Consider the following 21,841-nt stretch of genomic DNA (forward strand, 5'->3'; position numbering starts at 1 on the left):
TTAATTAATTAACCAGTTCACGCGCTGCAGCCACTTGATCTTTATAAGCATCAAAGATGCCACGCAAAGAGTCTTCCATAGACGTGCTTGGTGCCCAGTTCAGGTCAGCCTTGGTATTGTCGATTTTAGGTACGCGGTTTTGTACGTCTTGGTAACCCTTGCCGTAATACTCGCCAGAAGTGGTTTCCAGAACGGTTACTTTGGCTGCCATTTCTGCGTATTCAGGATAGGTTTTAGCCAGATCCAGCATCATGGTTGAAAGCTCACGTACCGAATAGTTATTCACTGGATTGCCGATGTTATAAATCTGGCGAGTGGCTTTGCCGTCTTTATTGTCGATAATCTTAACCAGCGCTTCGATGCCGTCGGTGATGTAAGTGAACGCACGTTTTTGCGCGCCGCCATCCACCAATTTAATTGGCTCGCCACGAACGATATGGCCTAGGAATTGGGTAATCACACGGCTAGAGCCTTCTTTTGGTGTGTGGATGCTATCCAGACCCGCACCAATCCAGTTAAATGGACGGAATAGGGTGTAATCCAAGCCTTCTTGCTGGCCGTAAGCGGCAATCACACGATCCATCAGTTGCTTAGAGCATGCGTAAATCCAACGTGGCTTGCTGATCGGGCCATAAACCATATTGGATTCTTCTGGATCAAATGCTTCGTCTTCACACATGCCATACACTTCGGATGTAGAAGGGAAGATCACGCGTTTTTTGTATTTAACGCACCATTTGATAATCGGCAGATTGGCTTCAAAATCCAGCTCAAATACACGCAGCGGCGCTTGTACATAAGTCGCCGGTGTTGCGATCGCAACCAGTGGTAATACCACATCACATTTCTTAACGTGATATTCAATCCACTCTTGATTAATGGTGATATCGCCTTCAAAAAAGTGAAAGCGTTTGTTATCCATAAATTCAGAAACTTTATCGCTATACATATCCATGCCGAAAATTTCCCAATCGGTATTTTCGAGGATGTGTTTGGATAAATGATGGCCAATAAAGCCATTAACGCCAAGGATCAGAACTTTTTTCATTGTGTTTTCCCGAAGGTACTAATTAATGTAAATCTATTGAGGACGCGCCAAAGTGGCGAGTAAAATCGTTGCCATTGAGCGTTTCCCCTGCGAATTCTGCATGCAGTACTAAAAGTGCCGCACCATCACTGCAAAGCAGGATGATTCTATTGCCATCAGCATACATGAGCGGTGTAATCGGCTCGATCGCTGTTGTTTGGCTGGTAAATATTTGCCGTGTACGCCAGATAATCAAACGTTTACCGTCAATGTCACTAAATGCGCCCGGATAAGGCACGGTGACTGCGCGTACCAAATTATGGATGTCTTTTGCACTTTGTTGCCAGTTTATCTGGCCGTCTTTTGCTGTACGGCCGCCATAATAAGCGCCCTGACTTAAATCTTGCTGAGTAAAATCAGTTTTTCCTGCAATTAAACGCGGCAAGGCCGCGCTTAAACACAATTCTGCCGCAACGGTGACTTTTTCAAACACTTCTTGTGCGGTGTCGTCCGGAAAAATAGGTACGGCTTGCTGCGCCACAATTGGGCCATTATCCGGCTTAATATTCATCACATGCAAGGTGGCGCCGGTTTCGGTTTCGCCCTTGATAATCGCCCAATTGATCGGCACGCGGCCACGGTATTGTGGCAATAAAGAGCCATGCATATTAAATGCACCCTGCTCTGGCGCACTTAATAACGGCGCCTTCAGCATATTGCGATAATAAAACGAGAATAGAAAATCCACATTGAGCGCGGCAATCTGTGCTTCAATTTCAGGCGTATTGGGATTTTCCGGCGTCATACACGGGATTTCATAATCGCTAGCTAATTGGGCAACCGAGCCAAACCAGATGTTCTCGCTCGGATTGTCTTCGTGCGTCACAATCAGCTTAATCTCAATGCCCGCAGCCAGTAGCGCTTTAATGCATCGCACGCCTACATTATGGTAGGCAAAAACAACGGCTGATTTCACGCGCCATCCTTTTTATGTTGATCTGGGTTGGCTTGTAAAATATTGGCAATTAAATAACGTGGGCGTTGGCGTACTTCATGATAAATACGGCCGATATATTCCCCTAAAAGGCCAATGCCAAATAGCGCAATCCCGATCAGGAAGAAGACGATGGCGAATAAGGTAAATAGCCCGCCAACTTCTGGCCCCATAAAGATACGGCGTAAGACCAGTAATAAGAATAAAGCGCCTGAGCCTAAGGAGACAAAAATCCCCAGCATAGAAAACAATTGCAAAGGCAAAATCGAAAAACCGGTCATTAAATCAAAGTTAAGGCGAATCAGGCTATAGAGCGAATACTTGGATTCACCAGCAAAGCGTTCTTCGTGGCCCACCACCACTTCGCTTGGATTTTGCGAGAAAGAATAAGCCAGTGCAGGGATAAAAGTGTGCATTTCCTGACACTGATTAATGGTGTCGATAATACGGCGGCTATAGGCACGCAGCATGCAGCCTTGATCGGTCATTTTGATCTTGGTGAGTTTTTCACGCAGATTATTCATGCTGCGGCTGGCGATATGTCGCCACCAGCTGTCATTGCGCTGACGGCGAATCGAGCCTACATAGTCGTGGCCCTTATCCATTTCTGCCAGCAGCGTAGCAATGTCTTCGGGTGGGTTTTGTAAATCTGCATCAAGGGTCACGATGCGTGAGCCTTTGGAGTGCTCAAACCCTGCCAAAATGGCGCGGTGCTGACCAAAGTTGCCGTTGAACAAAATCACTCGTGTTACATCAGGGCGCTTTTCGTACTGGGCGCTTAATAGGCCTGCCGAGCGATCACGGCTCCCATCATTAATAAACAGAATCTCGTAAGGCGTATTTAAAGCATCGAGCGCAGGATAAAGGCGATCAAACAGAGCTTGTAAGCCGTCTTCTTCGTTATAAACCGGTACGACTACTGAAACGATGGGGGTCATTGATATCTCTTTTTTAAAACCTGATACATAAGTGCGGCAAGATGGGATGCATTGCATCACTTGTAGGGCGGGTGAAACCCGCCAGATTTATATCTTAATAAAAGTACATAAACGGCGGGTTTCACCTGCCCTATGCGATTTTTTAGCTCAAGCTAGCAGAAATCACTTCGCATAAAGCAGTACAAACGCGCTCTACATCAGCCACTTCCATTGCAGGGAAGAGTGGCAGGGTAATCGTGCTTGCACCAATATGCTCTGCATGCGGGTACATGCCTTCCGTATAGCCCAGCTGACGATAATAAGTAAACAAATGCAGCACGGGGTAATGCACGCCAATGCCTATGCCTTTTTCTTTCATTTGCGCGATAAACTCGCCGCGGCTGATTTTCATCCTTGAAAGCGGTAATAGCGGCTGGAACATATGCCAATTGCTATTTGTAAAATCAGCGGGCGGCAATTCTAAGCCTAAATCGGCATCTAGCAAACGGAAATAAGCCTGAGCGAGTTCTTTTCGCTTGGCGTTAAAGCCGTCTAGTTGCTTGAGTTGCCCCAGACCAATGGCCGCAGCCACATCGGTCATATTGAATTTGCCGCCGGGTAAATCGACATCCATGCTGCCATCGGGGAAGCGCGTTACGCCTTGTAAGCGCCACTTTTCAAATAACGCTGCCTCGGCTTCGTTATTCATCACCAGCGCGCCGCCTTCGGTGGTGGTCATGTTTTTATTGGCGTGAAAAGAAATCGAACACAGATCACCAAAACTGCCGATCTTTTGCCCATTCCAAGTTGCACCTTGTGCTTGTGCTGCATCTTCAATGACACGCAAACCGTGTTTTTTAGCAATGGCATAAAGGCGATCGCGATCGACCGGCAGACCAGCCAGATCAATCGGGATAATGGCCTTGGTGCGCGGCGTAATCGCGGCTTCGACTAAATCTAAATCAATATTGCGCGTTACCGGATCGACATCAACCAGTACCAGCTTGCCGCCTGCATTGAGCACCACATTGGTGGTCGAGACCCAAGTCATCGGTGTGGTAATGACTTCGTCGCCCGCTTGCAAATCAATGAGGTGCAAGGCAATTTCTTGGCCGCCCGTTGCGGAGTTCACTACGCGCACAGGGCGGCCGCCAAAATAACTGGAAAGCGCCGCTTCAAAGGCTTTTACTTTAGGGCCGCTGGTGATCCAACCGGAGCGCAGTACATTAGCCACATCATTAATGGTTTCTTCGTCAATGCTTGGGCGGGTAAAAGGGAGAAAGTCGCTCATGATTTGTCCGTTTGAATTCTTAAGGAATGAGGCAGCCATTGCAGCAGGGCTACAGCGAGAAGCGTGCCGATCAGTGCGCCACAGGCGTTGGCTAGCATGTCGTGGGTGTCAAAACTACGATAGGGCGTGAGCGCCTGCGCAAACTCGATGGCCACGCCCATCAGGCTGGCCAGTAGCCAGATATGAGGCAGTTTTTTTTGGCGAGCAAGGCTAAACCAAAGCGCCAGCAAGCCGTAGCTCAAAAAGTGGCCGATTTTGTCGCTGTTTGGCATGGCGGGCATGGAGAGTGGAATCAAAGACATGACCCAGATAAATGCCACATAGGCCCAGGCCAGTCTTTCAAAGGCAATCCGAGTCATTAGCTTTTTGCCACCAGTAATACGCCCAGCATAATAATGCCAATGCCCACTAAGCGCATTGGTGTGACCGCTTCGCCAAATAACCACCAAGCCAAGCCTGCATTGACGACATAGCCAATAGATAGCATCGGGTAGGCGATACTGACTTCTACTCGAGATAGCGCCAAAATCCACACCACCACACTAATTACGTAGCAGGAGAGCCCGCCAATAATATGCGGGTTGCTGGCGACTTTTAGACCAATTGGCCATGCGTTGGCCATGGAAAAATCGAATTGTCCAATGGCGCGTGTGCCCGCTTTTAATAAAAGCTGAGCACCCGCATTGAGCAATACGCCAAATAAAATCAATCCGAATTCAAGGGCTTTCATGGTTTTGCAATCACGAGTCGACGAGCATCAGTGGCAATTGTTTTCATTTTTAAACCACGTGTTTGTAATTCATTAAATGTTTCTTTTTGCAAAAAGGCGATAGGCTGGGTGTCGCTATTCCAGCGGGCAATAAAATCATCGAGCGAGATGCGTTTATCCGGTTCTGATTTTTGGCCCATTTCAAATTCATCAATATATTCAACAAATTGCAAGGTTCGCTTTAGATAAAAAGGCAGTGACTGATCGTAATAGCGTACTGCATAGAGCGTGCTTTGTGCCGTGAGCTGAGGCTTGACGGCTTCAACGATGTGGTAGCTGGAATTCGTATAGGCGTAAGACTCGTGCCCAACCATCGGTAGTTGCCCACCCACTAATCCTGCAAGGGCCATCGTGGCAATCGCCGCTTCTTTTTTGCCTTTTCCGGCAAGGATAAAGCTGGCAATGGCACCTGCCGCAAGCACTGCACCTGCCGCCACCAGCCATCCTGCATAGGCCGCGTTATAGATTTGCGGGGTGTGCTCGCTCGCCATCGTGCTGACATAAGGATACGCGCCGATTAGCACAAGGCCCGGCACGGCAATCCATGCAAAGTGCCAGCGCAGCGCTTTGCCGCTGATATCCATCAGCGTTTGCGCCATTAACATGGCGAGCGCAGGGAAAATCGGCAGAATGTAAGAAGGCAGTTTGGAGCCTGATTTAGAGAAGAAAGCAAAAATAAATACCGACCAGATCAACAGAAAACGGTTGGTTTTAAATTGCTCATTGCTTTGCCAGCTTTTCTTTAATGCTTGCGGCAATAGGCTGGTCCAAGGCAATAGGCCGACGGCAAGAATCGGGAAGAAATACCAAAGCGGGCCTTCACGGCGATGCTCGGTACTTAAAAAGCGCTCGAAATGCTCATGGATAAAGAAAAACTGAGCGAATTCAGGATTGGCTTTGGATACGGTTAAAAACCAAGGTACGGTGATGAGTAAGGCCAGTGCCAAGCCTTTAAATAAGTGGAGCTTGGTCCAAAGCTTAAGGTCTCGGCAAATAATGGAATACGCCACAATCGCGATGCCGGGTAACACCAATCCGATCAAGCCCTTAGATAAAACGGCCAGACCAATCGCGCCCCAAGCCACGAGCATGCCATTGCGGCTTTCTTTAGCGCTCGCACCATCTCTTTGCGCGAGCAAGAAGCCGCACAGGCTAAATGTTAGGAATGCGCTGACACCCATATCGAGCGTTAAAAAGTGGCCATTGCCTATCCACCAGGCGCTACTCGCTAAAATGCCACTGGCGAGCCAAGCCGTGGCTTCACCCCAGAGTTTTCGGCTAGTAAAAAATACCGCCAGCAAACCCAGAAAACCGGTCAGCGCGGGCCATAACCTTGCCGCAAAGTCTGATTCGCCTAGTACTTCAAAACTCGCCGCCGTTGCCCAGTATTGCAAAGCGGGTTTTTCAAAATATTTAATACCATTCAGGCGCGGCGTATTCCAATCGCCACTCACGACCATTTCTCTGGCGATTTCCGCATAGCGGCCTTCATCAGGGGTAATGAGTTTACGGTAGCCTAAGGTGCCAAACCAGAGGACGGCCAAGAGGAGAAGCACCAGCCACTTGGCGGCGGGGCGATTAATCAGACTATTCATGGGTTTTCATTGGGGTTGAGCGGTGCGGCATTGTACCTGAAGCCGCATGGATGGGTGAAACGCTGCGGTGTATAGAATTTGTAGGCGGTCTTATTCTCTGCGTGTTCGAATTAGAACCAAAACGGCGCCACCTCCACCCTCATGTTGCGGAGCTTGGCAAAAAGCCAGTACTTCATCTCTTTGTGCCAGCCAGTTTTTGAGCTTTTGTTTTAAAATCGGCTCGCCATTTTTTGATCCCATCCCTTTGCCATGCACAATACGTACGCAGCGCAGACCGGCTGCGTTGGCGCTTTGCAAGAAGCGCGTCACGCTGATTCTGGCTTCATCACTGCTTAAGCCGTGCAAGTCTAAATGGGCAGTAGTGGGCCACTGCCCTTTGCGCAGCCGCTTTAGGGTGTCGAGCTTTTGACCTGGCTTGCTATATAGCAGCTCTTCACCGGGCGCTAGTTCATCCCATGGCCAAAAATCGGTCATATCATCGAGCGGGCTGAGGTGCTCGGCATGTTGCTTGCGTGGCCAAGGGCTGATTTCAGGCTTCGGGTGCTGGTATTGCATGTTTTTAAGTGGGGTAACGCCTTGCACCGAGCGCATAAAAAGCGCGTGATCGTCCAGCGCTTCAATGGGCTTCTGGTGAGCTTTGATGGCAGCCTGTGGTTTAGCGCGTAACGCTTTTCTAAGCTGGCGAAGCTTGGGGTTGTCCATGTAAATCCAATGCAAAAGGGGCGCTAAGCGCCCCTTGGGTCATCTTAAAATATTAATTAACGTAATGAATCCAAATATTTATCTGCATCCAGTGCCGCTTGGCAGCCCGACGCGGCTGACGTTACAGCCTGGCGGTAAATATGGTCTTGCACGTCACCAGCGGCAAATACACCAGCAATGCTGGTGCCTGTTGCGCCGCCATCACGACCACCCTTGGTGATGATATAGCCTGTTGCATCCATTTCAAGCTGGCCTTTGAATATATCTGTATTTGGCTTGTGGCCAATCGCAATAAATACCCCAGTTAATTCAAGATCACGCGTGCTGCCGTCTACGGTAGATTTAAGACGGGCGCCAGTTACACCTGTGGCATCGCCTAGCACTTCATCGAGTGTGCTGTTGGTTGCGAGAGTGATCTTGCCTGCTTCCACTTTTTCCATCAGATGGTTGATCAGGATTTTTTCTGAGCGGAAAGTATCACGGCGGTGAACCAAAGTGACGTGGGATGCAATATTAGAGAGATAAAGCGCTTCTTCAACCGCAGTGTTACCGCCACCCACCACTGCGACTTGCTGGTTGCGATAGAAAAAACCATCGCAGGTTGCGCAGGCAGAAACACCGCGACCAGCAAAGGTTTCTTCGCTAGGTAAACCAATATATTGAGCTGATGCGCCCGTTGCAATAATCAGGGCATCGCAAGTGTATTCACCAGAATCACCCACGAGGCGGATTGGTTTTTCATTTAAATAGGTGGTGTGAATGTGATCAAAGATCATTTCAGTACCAAAACGCTCGGCGTGTTTTTGAAAGCGCGCCATCAGCTCAGGGCCTTGCACACCATCTGCATCTGCTGGCCAGTTATCCACATCCGTTGTGGTCATCAGCTGCCCGCCCTGTGCCAGGCCCGTCACCATGACTGGGTTTAGGTTGGCACGAGCCGCATAAACGGCTGCGGTATAACCAGCGGGGCCAGAGCCAAGAATAAGTAAACGAGCGTGTTGCGTAGCCATAAATCAGCGTCCTGTGTTTGGGATGAGTGAGGTGTGATTAATTGATTCAGGCAAAGTTTACGACTTTAGCGGCATGCTTTCTAATCAAAAATGCCTATGACCCTGATTAGTAATGGGATCCCCCCTTGTTTTTCGTCCAAAAAGCTCAGAAATCATATTAAGGGCGATGCTTGGGTTTTTTGTTGGTGGTTAAAAAAGTGGCATTTCAGCCTAGATAAAATAGCCTGCGTTAATTTAAATGCTATTGGTATTTTTGTAGGGAGGGTGGCGGCTTTAATCTCACCTGCGGATGGCTAATTTTACAGCAAACCGTACTTTTTCTTGAGTAACAGGGCATGAAGTGACTATAATCCTGTGTTCTGTGGGCATGGTGCCTGCAGATAATTTTGGCGCTCACCCCGTTAAGGGTGCTCTGAATTATGGATTTGGGGTGTCGTGTGAGCGCTAGATGTAACCCTTAGCTTGGAGTTTTACTATGTCCGTTAGCATGCGCGATATGCTTGAAGCCGGTGTCCACTTCGGTCACCAAACTCGTTACTGGCACCCAAAAATGGGTCAATACATTTTTGGCGCACGTAACAAGATTCATATTATCAACCTCGAAAAAACACTGCCATTGTTTGAAGAAGCGGTTAAGTACGCTCGTCGTATTGCTGCAAACAAAGGAACTGTTCTGTTCGTAGGTACTAAGCGTCAAGCTCGTGAAATCGTTGCTGAAGAAGCAGCGCGTTGCGGCATGCCTTTCGTTGATCACCGCTGGTTAGGCGGTATGCTGACTAACTATAAAACAGTTAAGCAGTCGATCAAACGTCTGGAAGAGTTGCAAGTTATCGTTGCTAATGAAAACAGCGGCTACGGTAAGAAAGAATTGCTAGACATGAATCGTGAAGTTGAAAAACTCAATCGTAGCCTAGGCGGTATCAAGGATATGAAGGGTCTGCCAGACGCGATTTTCGTGATCGACACGGGTTACCAGAAGGGTACTTTGGTTGAAGCCAAGAAACTGGGTATCCCGGTTATTGGTGTAGTTGATACCAACAACAACCCGGAAGGTATTGATTTCGTTATCCCTGGTAACGATGATTCAAGCCGCGCAATTCGTTTGTACGCTCAAGGTATGGCTGATGCCGTGCTTGAAGGTAAAAACCAATCAGCACAAGAACTTGTCGAAGCAGCTGCTGCAGCCACTGCACAGTAATATCGTAAAGTTAATATGCGAAAAAGGGGCGTTTCGCCCCTTTTTTGTAAATGACAGATAAGTAGCTTTGTATTTATTTGCGGGCAAGCGTTTTTATGCGCCGAATGCCCCATTTATAAATGCTCTACTCTTTACCCGGTTTCAGGAGAAATAATCATGGCGGAAATTACCGCGAAGATGGTTGCCCAGCTGCGCGAGCTGACTGGCCTTGGCATGATGGAATGCAAAAAAGCTTTAGTTGAAGCCGATGGCGATATCAAAAAAGCTGAAGAAGTAATGCGAATCAAGTCTGGCAATAAAGCATCCAAGCTGGCTGGCCGTACTGCTGCTGAAGGTATTATTGCTGCATTTATCTCTGACGATAAAAAAATCGGCGCGGTGCTTGAAGTAAACTGTGAAACAGACTTCCTAGCTAAAGACGAAGGTTTTATCGCTTTCGCTAAGCTGGCTGCTCAAGCTGTTGCTGATGCAAACCCGGCTGATGTTGATGCATTGTCGCAAGTCGTAGTGAATGGCAAAACAGTTGAAGAAATCCGTAAAGATGCTGTTGCTAAACTGGGCGAAAATGTAACATTGCGCCGCTTTGCACGCTATGAAACAGCGGGTCAGGTTGCAGCTTATCTGCACGGCAACAAGCTTGGTGTTTTGCTCGACATCGTTGGCGGTGATGAGCAATTAGGTAAGCAAATTGCGATGCACATTGCAGCAACAAAGCCAAAATCACTTGATGCAAGTGGTGTACCTGCTGAATTGATCGAAACTGAACGCCGTGTTGCAACTGAGCGCGCTAAAGAAGCGGGCAAGCCAGAAGCAATGCTGGAAAAAATCGTTGAAGGCACTGTTCAAAAGTACCTGAAAGATGTTGTTCTGCTGAGCCAGCCATTTGTAATGGATGACAAAGTAACGATCGAACAATTGCTGAAAACTAATGCTGCAACAGTGAATGCATTTAATCTGTTTGTAGTGGGTGAAGGCATTGAAAAAGCAGTGGTTGATTACGCTGCTGAAGTGGCTGCTGCTGCAAAGATTTAAGTCTATTTAATTAGATTGTTGTTCTATGCGCCGCGCGGTAACGTGCGGCGTTTCCACAATTCGCCCTCCATGGATAAGGAAGCTTCAAATGAGCCAAGCACCCAAATATAAACGCATTTTGCTGAAACTCTCCGGCGAAGCCCTCATGGGTGAGGATAGCTATGGCATTAATCGCGTTACGATTGATCGTATTGTTGGTGAAATCAAAGCGGTATTAGATCTTGGTGTTCAGGTTGGCGTAGTGATCGGTGGGGGTAATATCTTTCGTGGCGTAGCACCTGCTGCTGCTGGGATGGATCGGGCCACTGCGGATTATATGGGGATGCTGGCTACAGTGATGAATGCACTGGCCTTGCAAGATGCAATGAAGCGCGCTGGTATTGTCAGCCGTGTTCAATCTGCACTGACCATTCAGCAAGTGGCTGAGCCGTATGTTCGTGGCAAAGCCATTCGTTATCTTGAAGAAAATAAAGTCGTTATTTTTGGCGCAGGAACGGGTAATCCTTTCTTTACTACCGATACTGCCGCAGCCTTGCGCGGCATGGAAGTAGGTGCCGATATTGTACTGAAGGCCACTAAGGTCGATGGCGTTTACACCGATGATCCGAAGAAAAATCCAGATGCCGTACGTTATCAAACCCTGACTTTCGATGAGGCCATTGGCCGTAATCTGAAAGTGATGGATGCCACAGCTTTCGCGCTTTGCCGCGATCAAAATATGAATTTAAGCGTGTTCAGTATCTTCAAAGCAGGCGCATTAAAGCGCGTAGTTCTTGGGGAAGATGAAGGGACGCTGGTACACTGCTAAGCCATTTTAAATGGGCGGCCAGGCTTTAAGCGGCGCTTTGCGTGATAAGTTGGCCATGGCTACAAATGATTACTTATTAGAATAGAGTAAATAAGGGAATACATTATGATTGCAGATATTAAAAGCAATACCGATACTAAAATGCAAAAATCAGTCGAGGCTTTGCGTGTTAATCTGGCAAAAGTTCGCACGGGTCGCGCGCACGTTGGTTTATTGGATCATATCAATGTTGATTACTATGGCGCTCCTACTGCAATTAATCAGGTAGCCAATGTTACTTTGATTGATTCACGTACTATTGGTGTTCAGGCTTGGGAAAAAACCATGATTTCCAAGATTGAAAAAGCAATTCGTGATGGTGATTTAGGCTTGAATCCGTCAACCAATGGCGATGTAATTCGTGTTCCGATGCCTGCCCTGACCGAAGAGCGCCGTAAGGATTTAACAAAGGTTGTTCGTAACGAGGCAGATGATGCTAAGGTTGCGGTGCGTAATATTCGCCGCGATGCCAATGAGCAACTAAAGCGTCTGGTGAAAGATAAAGACATTTCTGAAGATGATGAGCGTCGTGGAAGTGATGATGTTCAGAAATTAACAGATAAATATGTAATTGAAATTGATAAGTTGTTGGCAGAAAAAGAAAAAGAATTAATGACAATGTAATCATTTGCTGGCCGGTGCAATCTATTGTGCCGGCCAGCAAACGTAAGGGGTTTGGTGTGGCCATATTCAGTAGTTCTACTAAAGAAGTACCGCAAGATATTGCAGCTGTTCCTCGTCATATTGCAGTGATTATGGATGGCAATGGCCGTTGGGCAAAAAAGCGCATGATGCCTCGTGTTTTTGGACACAAGCGTGGTGTAGAGGCCTTGCGTGATACGGTTCGAGCTTGCGATGCCTTGGGCGTAGGCTATCTCACTGTATTTGCATTTAGTAATGAAAACTGGCGTCGTCCGCAGGATGAAGTCTCCTTTTTGATGGGGCTTTTTCTGAAAGTGTTAAGCGGTGAAATCAGCCGTATGCACGAAAAAAATATTCGCCTAAAAATTGTGGGTAATCGTGAACATTTCGGCCCTGAATTAGTAGCTTTAATCGATGCGGCAGAAGAAAAAACTGCGGCCAATACCGGTTTAACGCTTTCAATTGCTGCGGATTACGGCGGCCGCTGGGATGTCATCAATGCCACACATAAAATGCTGGCTGAACACCCGGAATTAAGCACTTGTTTTACCGAGGATGATTTATCACCTTATCTGGCGATGGCTTATGCGCCTGAGCCGGATTTATTTATCCGCACAGGTGGCGAGCAACGAATCAGCAATTTTCTTTTATGGCAGCTTGCCTATACCGAGCTCTATTTTAGCGACATGCTTTGGCCGGATTTCGATCGCAAGGCATTAGAAGCGGCAATTGATTGGTATCACGGCCGCGAGCGTCGCTTTGGCCGCATTAGCGAGCAACTTCAATCCTCATGTTAAAAACCCGTATTCTTACTGCTCTGTTGCTGCTACCGATTGTGCTGGCGGCTATTTTCTTGTTGCCGCAAATGGGCGTCATCGGCTCATTTGCATGGATTGCCTTTTGCGGCTTAGTGGTTGTGGTTGCATCTTGGGAGTGGCAACGTTTATCCGGCATGCAAGGCTGGGTGGCTAAAGCTTATCCATTGCTGAGCGCACTTTTATTTGCCGCACTCAGTCAGCTTATTTATAAGCCCTCTTTATTACTTGGCTTGATGCTGGGGGCCAGTCTTTTTTGGCTATTGGTTACGCCTTGCTGGCTATCAAAAAAATGGAAGCTGGCGAATGCAGGCAATTTAAATATTTTGCTTGGCTGGGCTTTGCTGATGCCTGCAGGGCTGGCGCTGATTGTTTTACGCACCGCAGGCCCTTGGGCCTTGCTGGCTGTTTTGGCGATTGCTTGGGTTGCTGATTCGGCGGCTTATTTTTTCGGAAAAGCATTTGGTAAGCGCAAGCTAGCCCCGCAAATCAGCCCTGGTAAAAGCTGGGAAGGTGCAATAGGCGGCTTGTTTGGCGTGTTGGTTTATACCTTTTTTCTTCCTAAGCACCTGTTTTTTCATGGCGAGTTATTAGCCTTGTCTGCGTGGCTGGCCATTGCTGCAGTGCTGACTGCCGTTAGCGTGATGGGTGATTTGCTGGAATCCTTATTTAAACGACAAGCAGGAATCAAAGACAGTAGCCATTTATTGCCGGGGCATGGTGGCGTACTGGATAGAATTGATAGTTTGCTGGCGATATTGCCTATCGCTGCTGCGATCTATCTTGGTTTCTTGTTATTCTAAATTCAAACTGCGTACATCAATTGTCTGTTGCAAGATAAACGAACAATTCTTATTGCTTGAGTGGCAAGCTTTAAAATCGCAGTGCAGATAAGACAATCGCTTGAAAATCATGCCTGATGAAAATAAATTACCAATATCAGGCATGATTTAAACAGGTATTTGTGTCCTCGATTTTATTGTTTGTTTCAAATAGGCTGTGTTTTGTTGTTGTCTTTTCAGGCATATTAAAGCGCAAGGCCATATCATCATGTCCTCTATACAAAAAATCACTATTCTTGGCTCCACTGGCAGCATTGGCGTTAATACGCTTGATGTAATTGCCCGATATCCTGAGCGTTATCAAGTCTTTGCATTAAGCGGAGCCAGTCAGTTAGAAAAGCTGGCTCAGCAATGCGTGCAATTTAAGCCGCGCTTTGCCGTTGTTTTGGATGCGATTTCTGCTCAAACTTTAGCAGTGCTTTTAAAAGAAAAAGGCTCTGCTACGGAAGTTTTGTGGGGGGCGTCGGCGCTGAGCGATGTTTCTTGTGCTACTGAAGTGGATGCGGTGATGGCGGCTATTGTAGGAGCGGCAGGTATGCAGCCTACTTTGGACGCGGCACGTGCAGGCAAACGCATTTTGCTTGCGAATAAAGAGACGCTGGTGCTTGCGGGTGCCTTATTTATGGATGCCGTGCGTGAATCGGGTGCGGCGTTATTGCCCATTGATAGTGAACACAATGCGATTTTTCAGGTTTTACCCCCGTTTTATCGAGAAAACCCTTACGCAGCAAATTTACAGGCGGCAGGCGTTAAACGTATTTTACTCACCGCCTCAGGTGGGCCGTTTCGCACTATGCCTCAGGCCGAATTGCAGCATGTCACACCGGACCAGGCTTGTAAGCATCCTAACTGGTCGATGGGGCGCAAGATCTCGGTCGATTCTGCTTCTTTGATGAATAAGGGTTTGGAGGTCATTGAGGCGCGTTGGTTATTTAATGCCCCCGAAAAAAGCGATATTTCGGTGATTGTGCACCCACAAAGCGTGGTGCATTCGATGGTCGAATATATGGATGGCTCCGTCCTTGCTCAGTTGGGTAATCCCGATATGCGTACGCCAATTGCATACGGCATGGCTTACCCGGAGCGCGTGGATGCAGGCGTGAAATCACTCGATTTCTTTAGTGTAGGGCGTTTAGATTTTGAAGCGCCCGATTTGCAACGTTTCCCTTGTCTGCAACTGGCGTTCGATGCACTTGCCGCAGGTGGGGCTGCCCCTGCCATTTTAAATGCAGCAAATGAAATTGCCGTTGAAGGGTTTTTGAATAAATCCCTGTGTTTTACGAATATTCCACGTTTGATTGATGCTGTGCTCAATGAGTGCACTCACCGAGCAACGGCCGAATCATTAGGTGCGCTGCTAGCGGCGGATCAATCCGCTCGGGTTGCTGCACGGGCATGGCTGCAGGCGCACCCTCTATGCTGACGTCTATGCTGGCGTTTGTGATTGCAATTGGTATTTTGGTGTCTATCCATGAGTATGGGCATTACCGTGTTGCAAAAAGCTGTGGTGTAAAAGTATTGGTCTTCTCGATTGGCTTTGGCAAGCCACTCTGGCAGTGGCAGCGTGGTGAAACGCTGTGGCAGGTCTGCTCGATTCCTCTGGGCGGCTATGTCAGTATGCTGGATGAGCGAGAGGGTGATCCGATTGCCGAGGCTGATTTGCCAAGGGCATTTAATCGCCAACCCCCCTTAGCAAAAATGGCGATTGTTGTGGCAGGGCCGCTGGCCAATTTTCTACTGGCTATTTTGCTTTACTGGGGTTTATCTTTGTCTGGCGTTGAGGCTTTGCGCCCCCTTGTTTCTTTCGTAAGCCCCGGCTCTGCGGCAGAAAAATCAGGGATAAGACCCGGTGATGAAGTATTGTCTGTATCAGGCGCAGCGATTTCCAGTTGGGATGAGCTGCAATTAGGGTTGTTAGAGCAGAGTGGTGGCGCGGTAACAGTAGCCTTGCAGCTTAGATCAATTACTGGTTCAGAACGTGTAGCCCATTTGGATTTAAGTCATTTAAGCCGTGATGAAATCGACCAACAACTTCTGTCTCGTCTTGGGGGTTCCCCTGTCCCTTTGAGCCTGCGCATTGCGCAAGTTGCACCTAAAAGTGCGGCGTCCAAGGCGGGGGTAATGGTGGGCGATCAGTTGCTGATGATTAATGGCGTATCCCTGTATGGCTGGCAGGATGTACAGCAGAAAGTCTCCTCTTCAGCGTCGCAACCCCTGCTTTTAAGCTGGAAGCGAAATGGGCAAGTCATTGAACGCACAGTTATTCCTGATGCGGTAGAAGAAAACGGCAAGAAAATAGGCAAGCTTGGCCTCGCTCCGGAAGTAGACGTGGCTGCTTGGAAAAATCAACGATTTGTGCGTGATTTTGGCTTTTTTGAAGGCTTGCAATATGGCCTTCAAAAAACATGGCAGGGTAGTCGTCTTACTTTGGTGATGTTTTGGAAAATGCTGACAGGTCATGTGTCAATTAAGCAAGTAAGCGGGCCAATTACGATTGCAACTTTTGCGGGGGAAAGTGCCCGATTGGGGTTGAATGCATTTCTTGAATATCTTTGTGTAATTAGTATTAGTTTGGGGGTTTTAAACCTGCTACCCTTGCCGGTGCTGGATGGCGGGCATTTGATGTATCATACGGTAGAATTTTTGACGGGGCGGCGTCTGCCGCCTGAGGCCGAAGCATTTGGCCAGCGCGTTGGCATTATTTTATTGTTGGGACTGATGTCCCTCGCGTTTTATAACGATATCCATCGACTGTTTCTTGGCTAGCTGTTTGCCAAGAAATTCAAGGCCAGGGTTTACCGCTGTAATTAAGGGTTTTGGGCCGTTTTTTAACGCAGTGTGGGCTTTGCGGTTGTTTCGCTATGGCCTGCTAACTCATTAGTGACTCTTCAGAATAATGAAATTAAAATCGATAAACTTGTTGTTAGCAGCGGCCCTCGCCGGTATTGCCTTACCTGGTTGGGCGGTTGAGCCATTCGTGATTCGCGATATTCGCGTTGAGGGGCTGCAACGTACCGATGCCGGAACGATTTTTAATTATTTGCCGGTCAAAGTCGGCGATCGTTTTGATGATGATCGTGCACAAGAAGCGATTAAGGCCTTGTTTGCAACTGGCTTTTTTAACGATGTGCGGGTTGAATCAAATGGCAGTGTCTTGATTGTAACCGTTGACGAGCGCCCGACGATTGCGCAGATCAATGTCAATGGCTCCAAAATGCTGGAGAAAGATCAAATTAAAAGCGCGCTGAAAGGCCAGAGTTTTGCAGAGGGGCGTATTTTTGATCAGAGCGTTTTAGACGCTGCAGTACAAGAAATCAAACAGCAATATTATTCACGTGGCCGATACTCTGTGGTCGTTAAGTCGGAAGTCACCAAATTAGAGCGCAACCGTGTGGGTGTGCAGCTGGATATTTCCGAAGGCGAAGTTGCGCGTATTCAGCAGATTAATATCGTTGGCAACAAAGCTTATTCAGAAGATGATTTGCTCGATATGCTAAGCCAGACTACCGGAGGCTGGATGACTTGGTATACCAAGGCTGACCAGTATTCAAAACAAAAGTTATCTGCCGATTTAGAAAAATTGCGGTCTTGGTATATGGATCGCGGCTATATTGAATTTAATGTGGAATCCACACAAGTTGCTATTTCGGAAGATCGTGAAGGCATTTTCTTAACGCTCAATGTAACTGAAGGCAAGCAATTTAAAGTAAGTGACGTTAAATTGCTCGGCGATACGGTTATTGATCCCGCTATTTTAAAGAAGCTCATTACTCTCAATACGGGTGAAGTGTTTTCGCGTGAAAGCTTAAATAAATCAACCGCTGCCATTACAGAAGCATTGGGTGAAGTGGGTTATGCGTTTGCTAATGTGAATGCAGTACCTGAGATCGATCAGAAAAACAATACAGTTGCTTTTACCTTTTATGTTGATCCGGGTAAAAAAACCTATGTAAGGCGGATTAATGTAAATGGTAATTCACAAACGCGCGATGTGGTGATTCGCCGCGAATTGCGCCAGCTAGAATCTGCCGCTTACGATGGTGCCAAAATCAAGCGTTCTAAACAGCGTTTAGAGCAACTCGATTACTTTAGTGAAATTGTCGTTGATACCCCTCTTGTGCCAGACACGGCCGATCAGGTGGATATGAATGTCACCGTTACTGAAAAGAAATCAGGCAGTTTCAATATTGGCGCAGGGTACGGGCAAAGTGAAGGGATTGTTTTAGTATTATCTCTTTCGCAAAATAACTTCTTAGGTAGTGGTAAACAGTTTGCGGTAGAAGTGAACTCTAGCTCATCTAATAAAGTTTACTCCCTTGGCGTGACCAATCCTTATGCCACGCCGGATGGCGTGTCGGTGGGCTGGAATATTTATCGCCGGGATACCGATCCTTCCCGCGTGGATTTGGGCCAGTACACTACATCATCTTATGGCTTTAGCTCTAACTTTAGCTTGCCATTAACAGAATCGAACCGTATTGGTTTTGGCCTGGGATTTGAGAGTCTTGCCATTCAGGCTGATGCTTCTGCGCCTAAACATGTGCTGGATTTTGTGAATAGCCAAGGCTCTAGAAACAAAACCTATCCTGTAAGTATTAACTGGGGTCGTGATACGCGGAATAGTGGCTCGTACCCGACATCAGGCTGGTTATTAAGCTTAAATGGCGAAGTAACTGCACCATTCTCGGATATCGACTATTACAAGCTCTCAACACGAAGCCAATACTTTATTCCATTTGGCAAAGAAATGAGCTTAATGTGGAATGTGGAAGGCGGCTATGGCCACACCTATGGCGATAGCATTTATCCGTTCTATAAAAACTTTTACGCCGGTGGTGTAGGTTCTATTCGTGGCTTCAGATCCGGATCGGTTGGGCCCGTTGATAGCCGTGGCGACGGGATGGGGGGGGATAAACGGGTTGTTAATAACTTTGAATTCTTCTTCCCGATTCCAGGTTTGAAAAATGATCGTTCAACACGTTTAAGTGTTTTTGCAGATTCAGGTGCAGTATGGGGTGCAGGATCAAGACCTAATGTGAGTGAAATGCGCTATTCCGCCGGGGTGGCCTTTACTTGGGTTTCACCTGTAGGGCCGATTAAATTAAGCTGGGCCGCACCATTTAATGCTCAGCCAAACGATAGAGTTGAACGCGGTCTTCAATTCCAATTGGGTCAAGTATTCTGATTTTAAGGAGCCACTATCTATGTTGAAATGGCCACGTGCAATATTGCTGGCAATGGGTGTTGTACTGTCTTCCAGTACATTTGCAGCGGATATGCGAATTGGTTTTGTAGATACCGAGCGCATTTTGCGTGAGGCGTCTCCCGCCGTCAGGGCGGCCAAAAAGATAGAGCGTGAGTTCGATGCACGTAAGTCTGATTTGCAAAAAATATCAGCGCAAGGTAAGGCGTTGCAGCAGCTATTGGATAGGGGCACGCTTGCTGAGGCAGATCGGCGCATTAAAGAGCGTGAGCTCATTAAAATGAATCAAGACTTTCAACGTATGCAGCGTGAATTCAATGAAGATATGAATACACGCCGTAACGAGGAATTATCGGGCCTGCAAGAGCGTGTAAATAGCGCAATTGCACAAATTGCGACCAGCGAAAAGTACGATTTAATTTTGCAAGAAGTGGCATGGCGCAGCCCGCGGATTGATATTACAGACAAAGTATTAAAGCTTTTAATGGATAAATAAACGCATGGCTTTATCTTTTACTTTATCCGGATTTGTGGAGTTGCTAGGCGGGGAGCGCCATGGTGATGACGTACTGATTACAGGTGTTTCTGCTTTAGAGAATGCAGCGGAAGGTGAAATTGGCTTTTTGGCCAACCCTCGTTTGCGTGCGCAATTGCAAAGCAGCAAGGCGGCGGCCTTTATTGTACGCCCAGCTGAAAGTGCGAGTTTAGATCGCCCGCATATTGTAACGCGGGATCCGCAGCTTTATTTTGCACAGGTAGCGCAGTTACTACATCCAAGGCCGGCTGCACGGGCGGGCATCCACCCCCGTGCGGTAGTTGATTCTTTGGCATTTGTGGCAGAAAGCGCGCAAATTGGCCCCGGCGCAGTGGTTGAGGCCGGTGCACGGATTGGCGAGCGTACGATTGTGATGGCCAACGCTTATATCGGTGAGCAGGTTGAGATTGGGGCGGATTGCTTGATTCACCCTAACACCAGCGTGCATCGCGGGGCGTTTATTGGTGATCGCGTTATTTTGCATAGCAATGCAGTGATTGCCGGCGATGGCTTTGGTAATGCTTGGGCGATAGACCATTGGGAAAAAATCCCTCAGCTTGGCCGCGTATTGATCGGTCATGATGTTGAGATAGGCTCGTGTACGACGGTAGATCGGGGCGCACTTAACGATACCATTATTGGCAATGGTGCCCGAATTGATAACCTGATCCAGGTGGCGCATAACGTACAAATTGGTGAGCACACTGCGATGGCGGCCTGTGTCGGCATTGCGGGCTCGACCAAAATTGGTGCGCGTTGTCAGATTGGTGGCGCTGTAATGATTTCCGGTCATCTGGAAATCTGTGATGGCGTGACGGTTTTAGGCGGTACGCTGGTTGGCAAGACAATTCGTGAAGCAGGCGTGTACTCAGGCTCTTACCCGATGCAAACGCATGATGATTGGCGGCACAATGCCGCTCATTTACGGCACCTGGATGAATTAGCCAAGCGGGTTAAACAGCTTGAAAAAGAAATCCTAGTGCTGAGAAATCCCGCAGAAAAGCTTGAGGAATAAATCAAATAGCACCTTATTTGATTGATGAAAGATGCGAAATAATTCCCCTTCTACGGCATGCCGAAGCTGGGGTTTTTTGCTGAGTCATTGGCCTTATGAATTAAGCAATTTACAAAAAAGAAATTATGGTGCCTACAGCACCGGTTGGAGAATAAGAGTAATGAATCAGATTATGGATGTTTTAGAAATCGCCAAATGCTTACCGCATCGCTATCCGTTTTTATTAATTGATCGCGTTGTAGAGATGGAGCCCGGTGTTTCAATTAAAGCCATTAAAAATGTCTCGATTAATGAGCCATTTTTTCAAGGGCATTTCCCGACTTATCCGGTGATGCCAGGTGTGCTGATTCTGGAAGCGCTGGCTCAGGCTGCGGGCGTCCTGTCTTATAAGAGTCTGGAAGTCGCCCCTTCAGAAGATTCACTTTATTTCTTTGCGGGTATTGATAATGCGCGCTTTAAGCGCCAGGTTGTGCCGGGTGATCAGCTGACTTTATGCGTGCAAATTACAGCCAATAAGCGTGGTATTTGGAAATACAAAGCGCAGGCTTTTGTAGGAACTGAATTGGCCGCCGAAGCGGATTTGATGTGCGCGCAACGCGAAATTAAGCGCTAATTGCCTGAGTAATCTATATGTCTAAAATTCACCCTTCTGCCATTATTCATGACGGAGCCGAGCTTGCTGCGGATGTAGAAGTTGGCCCTTTTTGTGTGATTGGGGAGCATGTATCCATTGGCTCTGGTACCCGATTAGAAGCCCATGTGGTGGTTGACGGGCATACTCAAATTGGCAGCAATAATCGCATTTATTCCTTTTCAAGTATTGGCTGTGCACCGCAAGATAAAAAATATGCCGGCGAGCCAACACGGCTTGTGATTGGCGACGGAAATACCATTTTTCAGAATGTCACGATTTCTACGGGTACGGCGCAGGATGATGGCGTCACTATGATGGGTGACGATAACTGGATTATGGCCTATGTGCATATTGCACATGATTGCAAAATTGGCAGCCATACCATTTTTGCCAATAACACTACGCTCGCTGGGCATGTTCATATTGGCGATTGGGTGATTCTGGGTGGGTTTACTACTGTGCACCAGTTTTGCAAAATTGCACCTCATGCAATGACCGCTTTTACTGCTGCTGTGGCGCAAGATGTGCCGCCGTTTGTGATGGCGGCGGGTAATCGTGCCGTGCCCAATGGCATTAATAGTGAAGGATTAAAACGCCGTGGTTTTAGTAGCGATGAAATTACCCATATCAAACGCGCTTATAAAGCACTCTACCGCCAAGGCCTGCCTTTCGCTGAGGCGTGCGCCGTGATTGAAGAGCAATGCACTACTCAGCCAGAGCTGCAGGCTTTCCTCGACTTTTTTGCACAATCAACGCGCGGAATCATTCGTTAA

22 protein-coding genes are annotated in these 21,841 nt (G+C 47.6%); 13 read left to right on the forward strand and 9 right to left on the reverse strand.

The window, feature by feature from the left end; all coding sequences use genetic code 11:
- Positions 1 to 4: 4 nt before the first annotated feature.
- The 9 genes from VN23_RS05860 to trxB all read right to left on the reverse strand — a co-directional run bounded on the left by VN23_RS05860 (position 5) and on the right by trxB (position 8,305).
- On the reverse strand, positions 5 to 1,048 hold the full coding sequence (locus VN23_RS05860) for a bifunctional UDP-4-keto-pentose/UDP-xylose synthase (protein WP_052746379.1): 1,044 nt from the start codon (positions 1,046 to 1,048) through the stop codon (positions 5 to 7).
- Positions 1,049 to 1,070: 22 nt separating this feature from the next.
- Positions 1,071 to 2,003, reverse strand: a complete 933-nt coding sequence (locus tag VN23_RS05865; RefSeq protein WP_046350082.1) for a formyltransferase — start codon at positions 2,001 to 2,003, stop codon at positions 1,071 to 1,073.
- A complete protein-coding gene (locus VN23_RS05870) occupies positions 2,000 to 2,959 on the reverse strand; it encodes a glycosyltransferase (RefSeq protein ID WP_046350083.1) in 960 nt (319 codons plus the stop codon). The genes VN23_RS05865 and VN23_RS05870 overlap by 4 nt, the downstream gene beginning before the upstream one ends.
- A 142-nt stretch (positions 2,960 to 3,101) precedes the next feature.
- Positions 3,102 to 4,268, reverse strand: a complete 1,167-nt coding sequence (locus VN23_RS05875; protein WP_046350084.1) for an aminotransferase class I/II-fold pyridoxal phosphate-dependent enzyme — start codon at positions 4,266 to 4,268, stop codon at positions 3,102 to 3,104.
- Positions 4,226 to 4,588, reverse strand: coding sequence for a VanZ family protein (locus VN23_RS05880; protein WP_046350085.1), 363 nt, complete (start codon positions 4,586 to 4,588; stop codon positions 4,226 to 4,228). Before VN23_RS05880 ends, VN23_RS05875 begins: the two co-directional genes overlap by 43 nt.
- Positions 4,588 to 4,959, reverse strand: a complete 372-nt coding sequence (locus VN23_RS05885) for an SMR family transporter (protein ID WP_046350086.1) — start codon at positions 4,957 to 4,959, stop codon at positions 4,588 to 4,590. The genes VN23_RS05880 and VN23_RS05885 overlap by 1 nt, the downstream gene beginning before the upstream one ends.
- Positions 4,956 to 6,593 carry a phospholipid carrier-dependent glycosyltransferase gene (locus tag VN23_RS05890; RefSeq protein ID WP_046350087.1) on the reverse strand — a complete coding sequence of 546 codons (1,638 nt, stop codon included), beginning with the start codon at positions 6,591 to 6,593 and terminating at the stop codon, positions 4,956 to 4,958. Before VN23_RS05890 ends, VN23_RS05885 begins: the two co-directional genes overlap by 4 nt.
- A gap of 90 nt (positions 6,594 to 6,683) precedes the next feature.
- Positions 6,684 to 7,295 (reverse strand): Smr/MutS family protein, encoded by a 612-nt coding sequence (locus VN23_RS05895; RefSeq protein WP_052746381.1) that lies wholly within the window; start codon positions 7,293 to 7,295, stop codon positions 6,684 to 6,686.
- A 56-nt stretch (positions 7,296 to 7,351) separates the two neighbouring features.
- Positions 7,352 to 8,305: a thioredoxin-disulfide reductase gene (trxB, locus tag VN23_RS05900; RefSeq protein WP_046350088.1), complete on the reverse strand. Its 954-nt coding sequence runs from the start codon at positions 8,303 to 8,305 to the stop codon at positions 7,352 to 7,354.
- Positions 8,306 to 8,780: 475 nt separating this feature from the next.
- On the opposite strand from trxB, the gene rpsB reads away from it, so the two are divergent.
- From rpsB to lpxA, 13 genes are all read left to right on the forward strand, one after another.
- A complete protein-coding gene (gene rpsB, locus VN23_RS05910; RefSeq protein ID WP_046350090.1) occupies positions 8,781 to 9,503 on the forward strand; it encodes a 30S ribosomal protein S2 in 723 nt (240 codons plus the stop codon).
- Between the two features lie 156 nt (positions 9,504 to 9,659).
- A complete protein-coding gene (gene tsf, locus VN23_RS05915) occupies positions 9,660 to 10,535 on the forward strand; it encodes a translation elongation factor Ts (protein ID WP_046350091.1) in 876 nt (291 codons plus the stop codon).
- 88 nt (positions 10,536 to 10,623) lie between these two features.
- Positions 10,624 to 11,343 (forward strand): UMP kinase, encoded by a 720-nt coding sequence (gene pyrH, locus VN23_RS05920; RefSeq protein WP_046350092.1) that lies wholly within the window; start codon positions 10,624 to 10,626, stop codon positions 11,341 to 11,343.
- Between the two features lie 102 nt (positions 11,344 to 11,445).
- Positions 11,446 to 12,006: a ribosome recycling factor gene (gene frr / locus VN23_RS05925; RefSeq protein WP_197433089.1), complete on the forward strand. Its 561-nt coding sequence runs from the start codon at positions 11,446 to 11,448 to the stop codon at positions 12,004 to 12,006.
- A 56-nt stretch (positions 12,007 to 12,062) separates the two neighbouring features.
- Positions 12,063 to 12,821 carry a polyprenyl diphosphate synthase gene (gene uppS, locus VN23_RS05930; RefSeq protein ID WP_046350220.1) on the forward strand — a complete coding sequence of 253 codons (759 nt, stop codon included), beginning with the start codon at positions 12,063 to 12,065 and terminating at the stop codon, positions 12,819 to 12,821.
- Positions 12,815 to 13,642, forward strand: a complete 828-nt coding sequence (locus VN23_RS05935) for a phosphatidate cytidylyltransferase (protein WP_046350094.1) — start codon at positions 12,815 to 12,817, stop codon at positions 13,640 to 13,642. Before uppS ends, VN23_RS05935 begins: the two co-directional genes overlap by 7 nt.
- A 256-nt stretch (positions 13,643 to 13,898) precedes the next feature.
- A complete protein-coding gene (ispC, locus tag VN23_RS05940) occupies positions 13,899 to 15,104 on the forward strand; it encodes a 1-deoxy-D-xylulose-5-phosphate reductoisomerase (RefSeq protein WP_197433090.1) in 1,206 nt (401 codons plus the stop codon).
- Positions 15,098 to 16,447, forward strand: a complete 1,350-nt coding sequence (gene rseP / locus VN23_RS05945; RefSeq protein WP_062654831.1) for an RIP metalloprotease RseP — start codon at positions 15,098 to 15,100, stop codon at positions 16,445 to 16,447. The genes ispC and rseP overlap by 7 nt, the downstream gene beginning before the upstream one ends.
- Before the next feature lie 154 nt (positions 16,448 to 16,601).
- Positions 16,602 to 18,866: an outer membrane protein assembly factor BamA gene (bamA, locus tag VN23_RS05950; protein ID WP_197433035.1), complete on the forward strand. Its 2,265-nt coding sequence runs from the start codon at positions 16,602 to 16,604 to the stop codon at positions 18,864 to 18,866.
- 19 nt (positions 18,867 to 18,885) lie between these two features.
- The gene (locus VN23_RS05955) at positions 18,886 to 19,380 is read left to right on the forward strand and encodes an OmpH family outer membrane protein (protein ID WP_046350097.1); all 495 of its coding nucleotides are present in this window, start codon (positions 18,886 to 18,888) and stop codon (positions 19,378 to 19,380) included.
- A 4-nt stretch (positions 19,381 to 19,384) separates the two neighbouring features.
- Positions 19,385 to 20,434, forward strand: a complete 1,050-nt coding sequence (lpxD, locus tag VN23_RS05960) for a UDP-3-O-(3-hydroxymyristoyl)glucosamine N-acyltransferase (protein WP_046350098.1) — start codon at positions 19,385 to 19,387, stop codon at positions 20,432 to 20,434.
- Positions 20,435 to 20,594: 160 nt separating this feature from the next.
- A complete protein-coding gene (gene fabZ / locus VN23_RS05965; RefSeq protein ID WP_197433036.1) occupies positions 20,595 to 21,047 on the forward strand; it encodes a 3-hydroxyacyl-ACP dehydratase FabZ in 453 nt (150 codons plus the stop codon).
- 17 nt (positions 21,048 to 21,064) lie between these two features.
- Positions 21,065 to 21,841, forward strand: a complete 777-nt coding sequence (gene lpxA, locus VN23_RS05970; protein ID WP_046350099.1) for an acyl-ACP--UDP-N-acetylglucosamine O-acyltransferase — start codon at positions 21,065 to 21,067, stop codon at positions 21,839 to 21,841.

The organism is Janthinobacterium sp. B9-8, from assembly GCF_000969645.2.
GTDB lineage: Bacteria > Pseudomonadota > Gammaproteobacteria > Burkholderiales > Chitinibacteraceae > Iodobacter.

Excerpts from the sequence above, each read along its gene's own strand:
- VN23_RS05860 (WP_052746379.1), bottom strand. The coding sequence starts at position 1,048 with ATGAAAAAAGTTCTGATCCTTGGCGTTAATGGCTTTATTGGCCATCAT.
- VN23_RS05870 (WP_046350083.1), bottom strand. The coding sequence starts at position 2,959 with ATGACCCCCATCGTTTCAGTAGTCGTACCGGTTTATAACGAAGAAGAC.
- VN23_RS05875 (WP_046350084.1), bottom strand. The coding sequence starts at position 4,268 with ATGGCTGCCTCATTCCTTAAGAATTCAAACGGACAAATCATGAGCGAC.
- VN23_RS05880 (WP_046350085.1), bottom strand. The coding sequence starts at position 4,588 with ATGACTCGGATTGCCTTTGAAAGACTGGCCTGGGCCTATGTGGCATTT.
- VN23_RS05885 (WP_046350086.1), bottom strand. The coding sequence starts at position 4,959 with ATGAAAGCCCTTGAATTCGGATTGATTTTATTTGGCGTATTGCTCAAT.
- VN23_RS05890 (WP_046350087.1), bottom strand. The coding sequence starts at position 6,593 with ATGAATAGTCTGATTAATCGCCCCGCCGCCAAGTGGCTGGTGCTTCTC.
- VN23_RS05895 (WP_052746381.1), bottom strand. The coding sequence starts at position 7,295 with ATGGACAACCCCAAGCTTCGCCAGCTTAGAAAAGCGTTACGCGCTAAA.
- trxB (WP_046350088.1), bottom strand. The coding sequence starts at position 8,305 with ATGGCTACGCAACACGCTCGTTTACTTATTCTTGGCTCTGGCCCCGCT.
- rpsB (WP_046350090.1), top strand. The coding sequence starts at position 8,781 with ATGTCCGTTAGCATGCGCGATATGCTTGAAGCCGGTGTCCACTTCGGT.
- tsf (WP_046350091.1), top strand. The coding sequence starts at position 9,660 with ATGGCGGAAATTACCGCGAAGATGGTTGCCCAGCTGCGCGAGCTGACT.
- pyrH (WP_046350092.1), top strand. The coding sequence starts at position 10,624 with ATGAGCCAAGCACCCAAATATAAACGCATTTTGCTGAAACTCTCCGGC.
- VN23_RS05935 (WP_046350094.1), top strand. The coding sequence starts at position 12,815 with ATGTTAAAAACCCGTATTCTTACTGCTCTGTTGCTGCTACCGATTGTG.
- rseP (WP_062654831.1), top strand. The coding sequence starts at position 15,098 with ATGCTGACGTCTATGCTGGCGTTTGTGATTGCAATTGGTATTTTGGTG.
- VN23_RS05955 (WP_046350097.1), top strand. The coding sequence starts at position 18,886 with ATGTTGAAATGGCCACGTGCAATATTGCTGGCAATGGGTGTTGTACTG.
- lpxD (WP_046350098.1), top strand. The coding sequence starts at position 19,385 with ATGGCTTTATCTTTTACTTTATCCGGATTTGTGGAGTTGCTAGGCGGG.
- fabZ (WP_197433036.1), top strand. The coding sequence starts at position 20,595 with ATGAATCAGATTATGGATGTTTTAGAAATCGCCAAATGCTTACCGCAT.
- lpxA (WP_046350099.1), top strand. The coding sequence starts at position 21,065 with ATGTCTAAAATTCACCCTTCTGCCATTATTCATGACGGAGCCGAGCTT.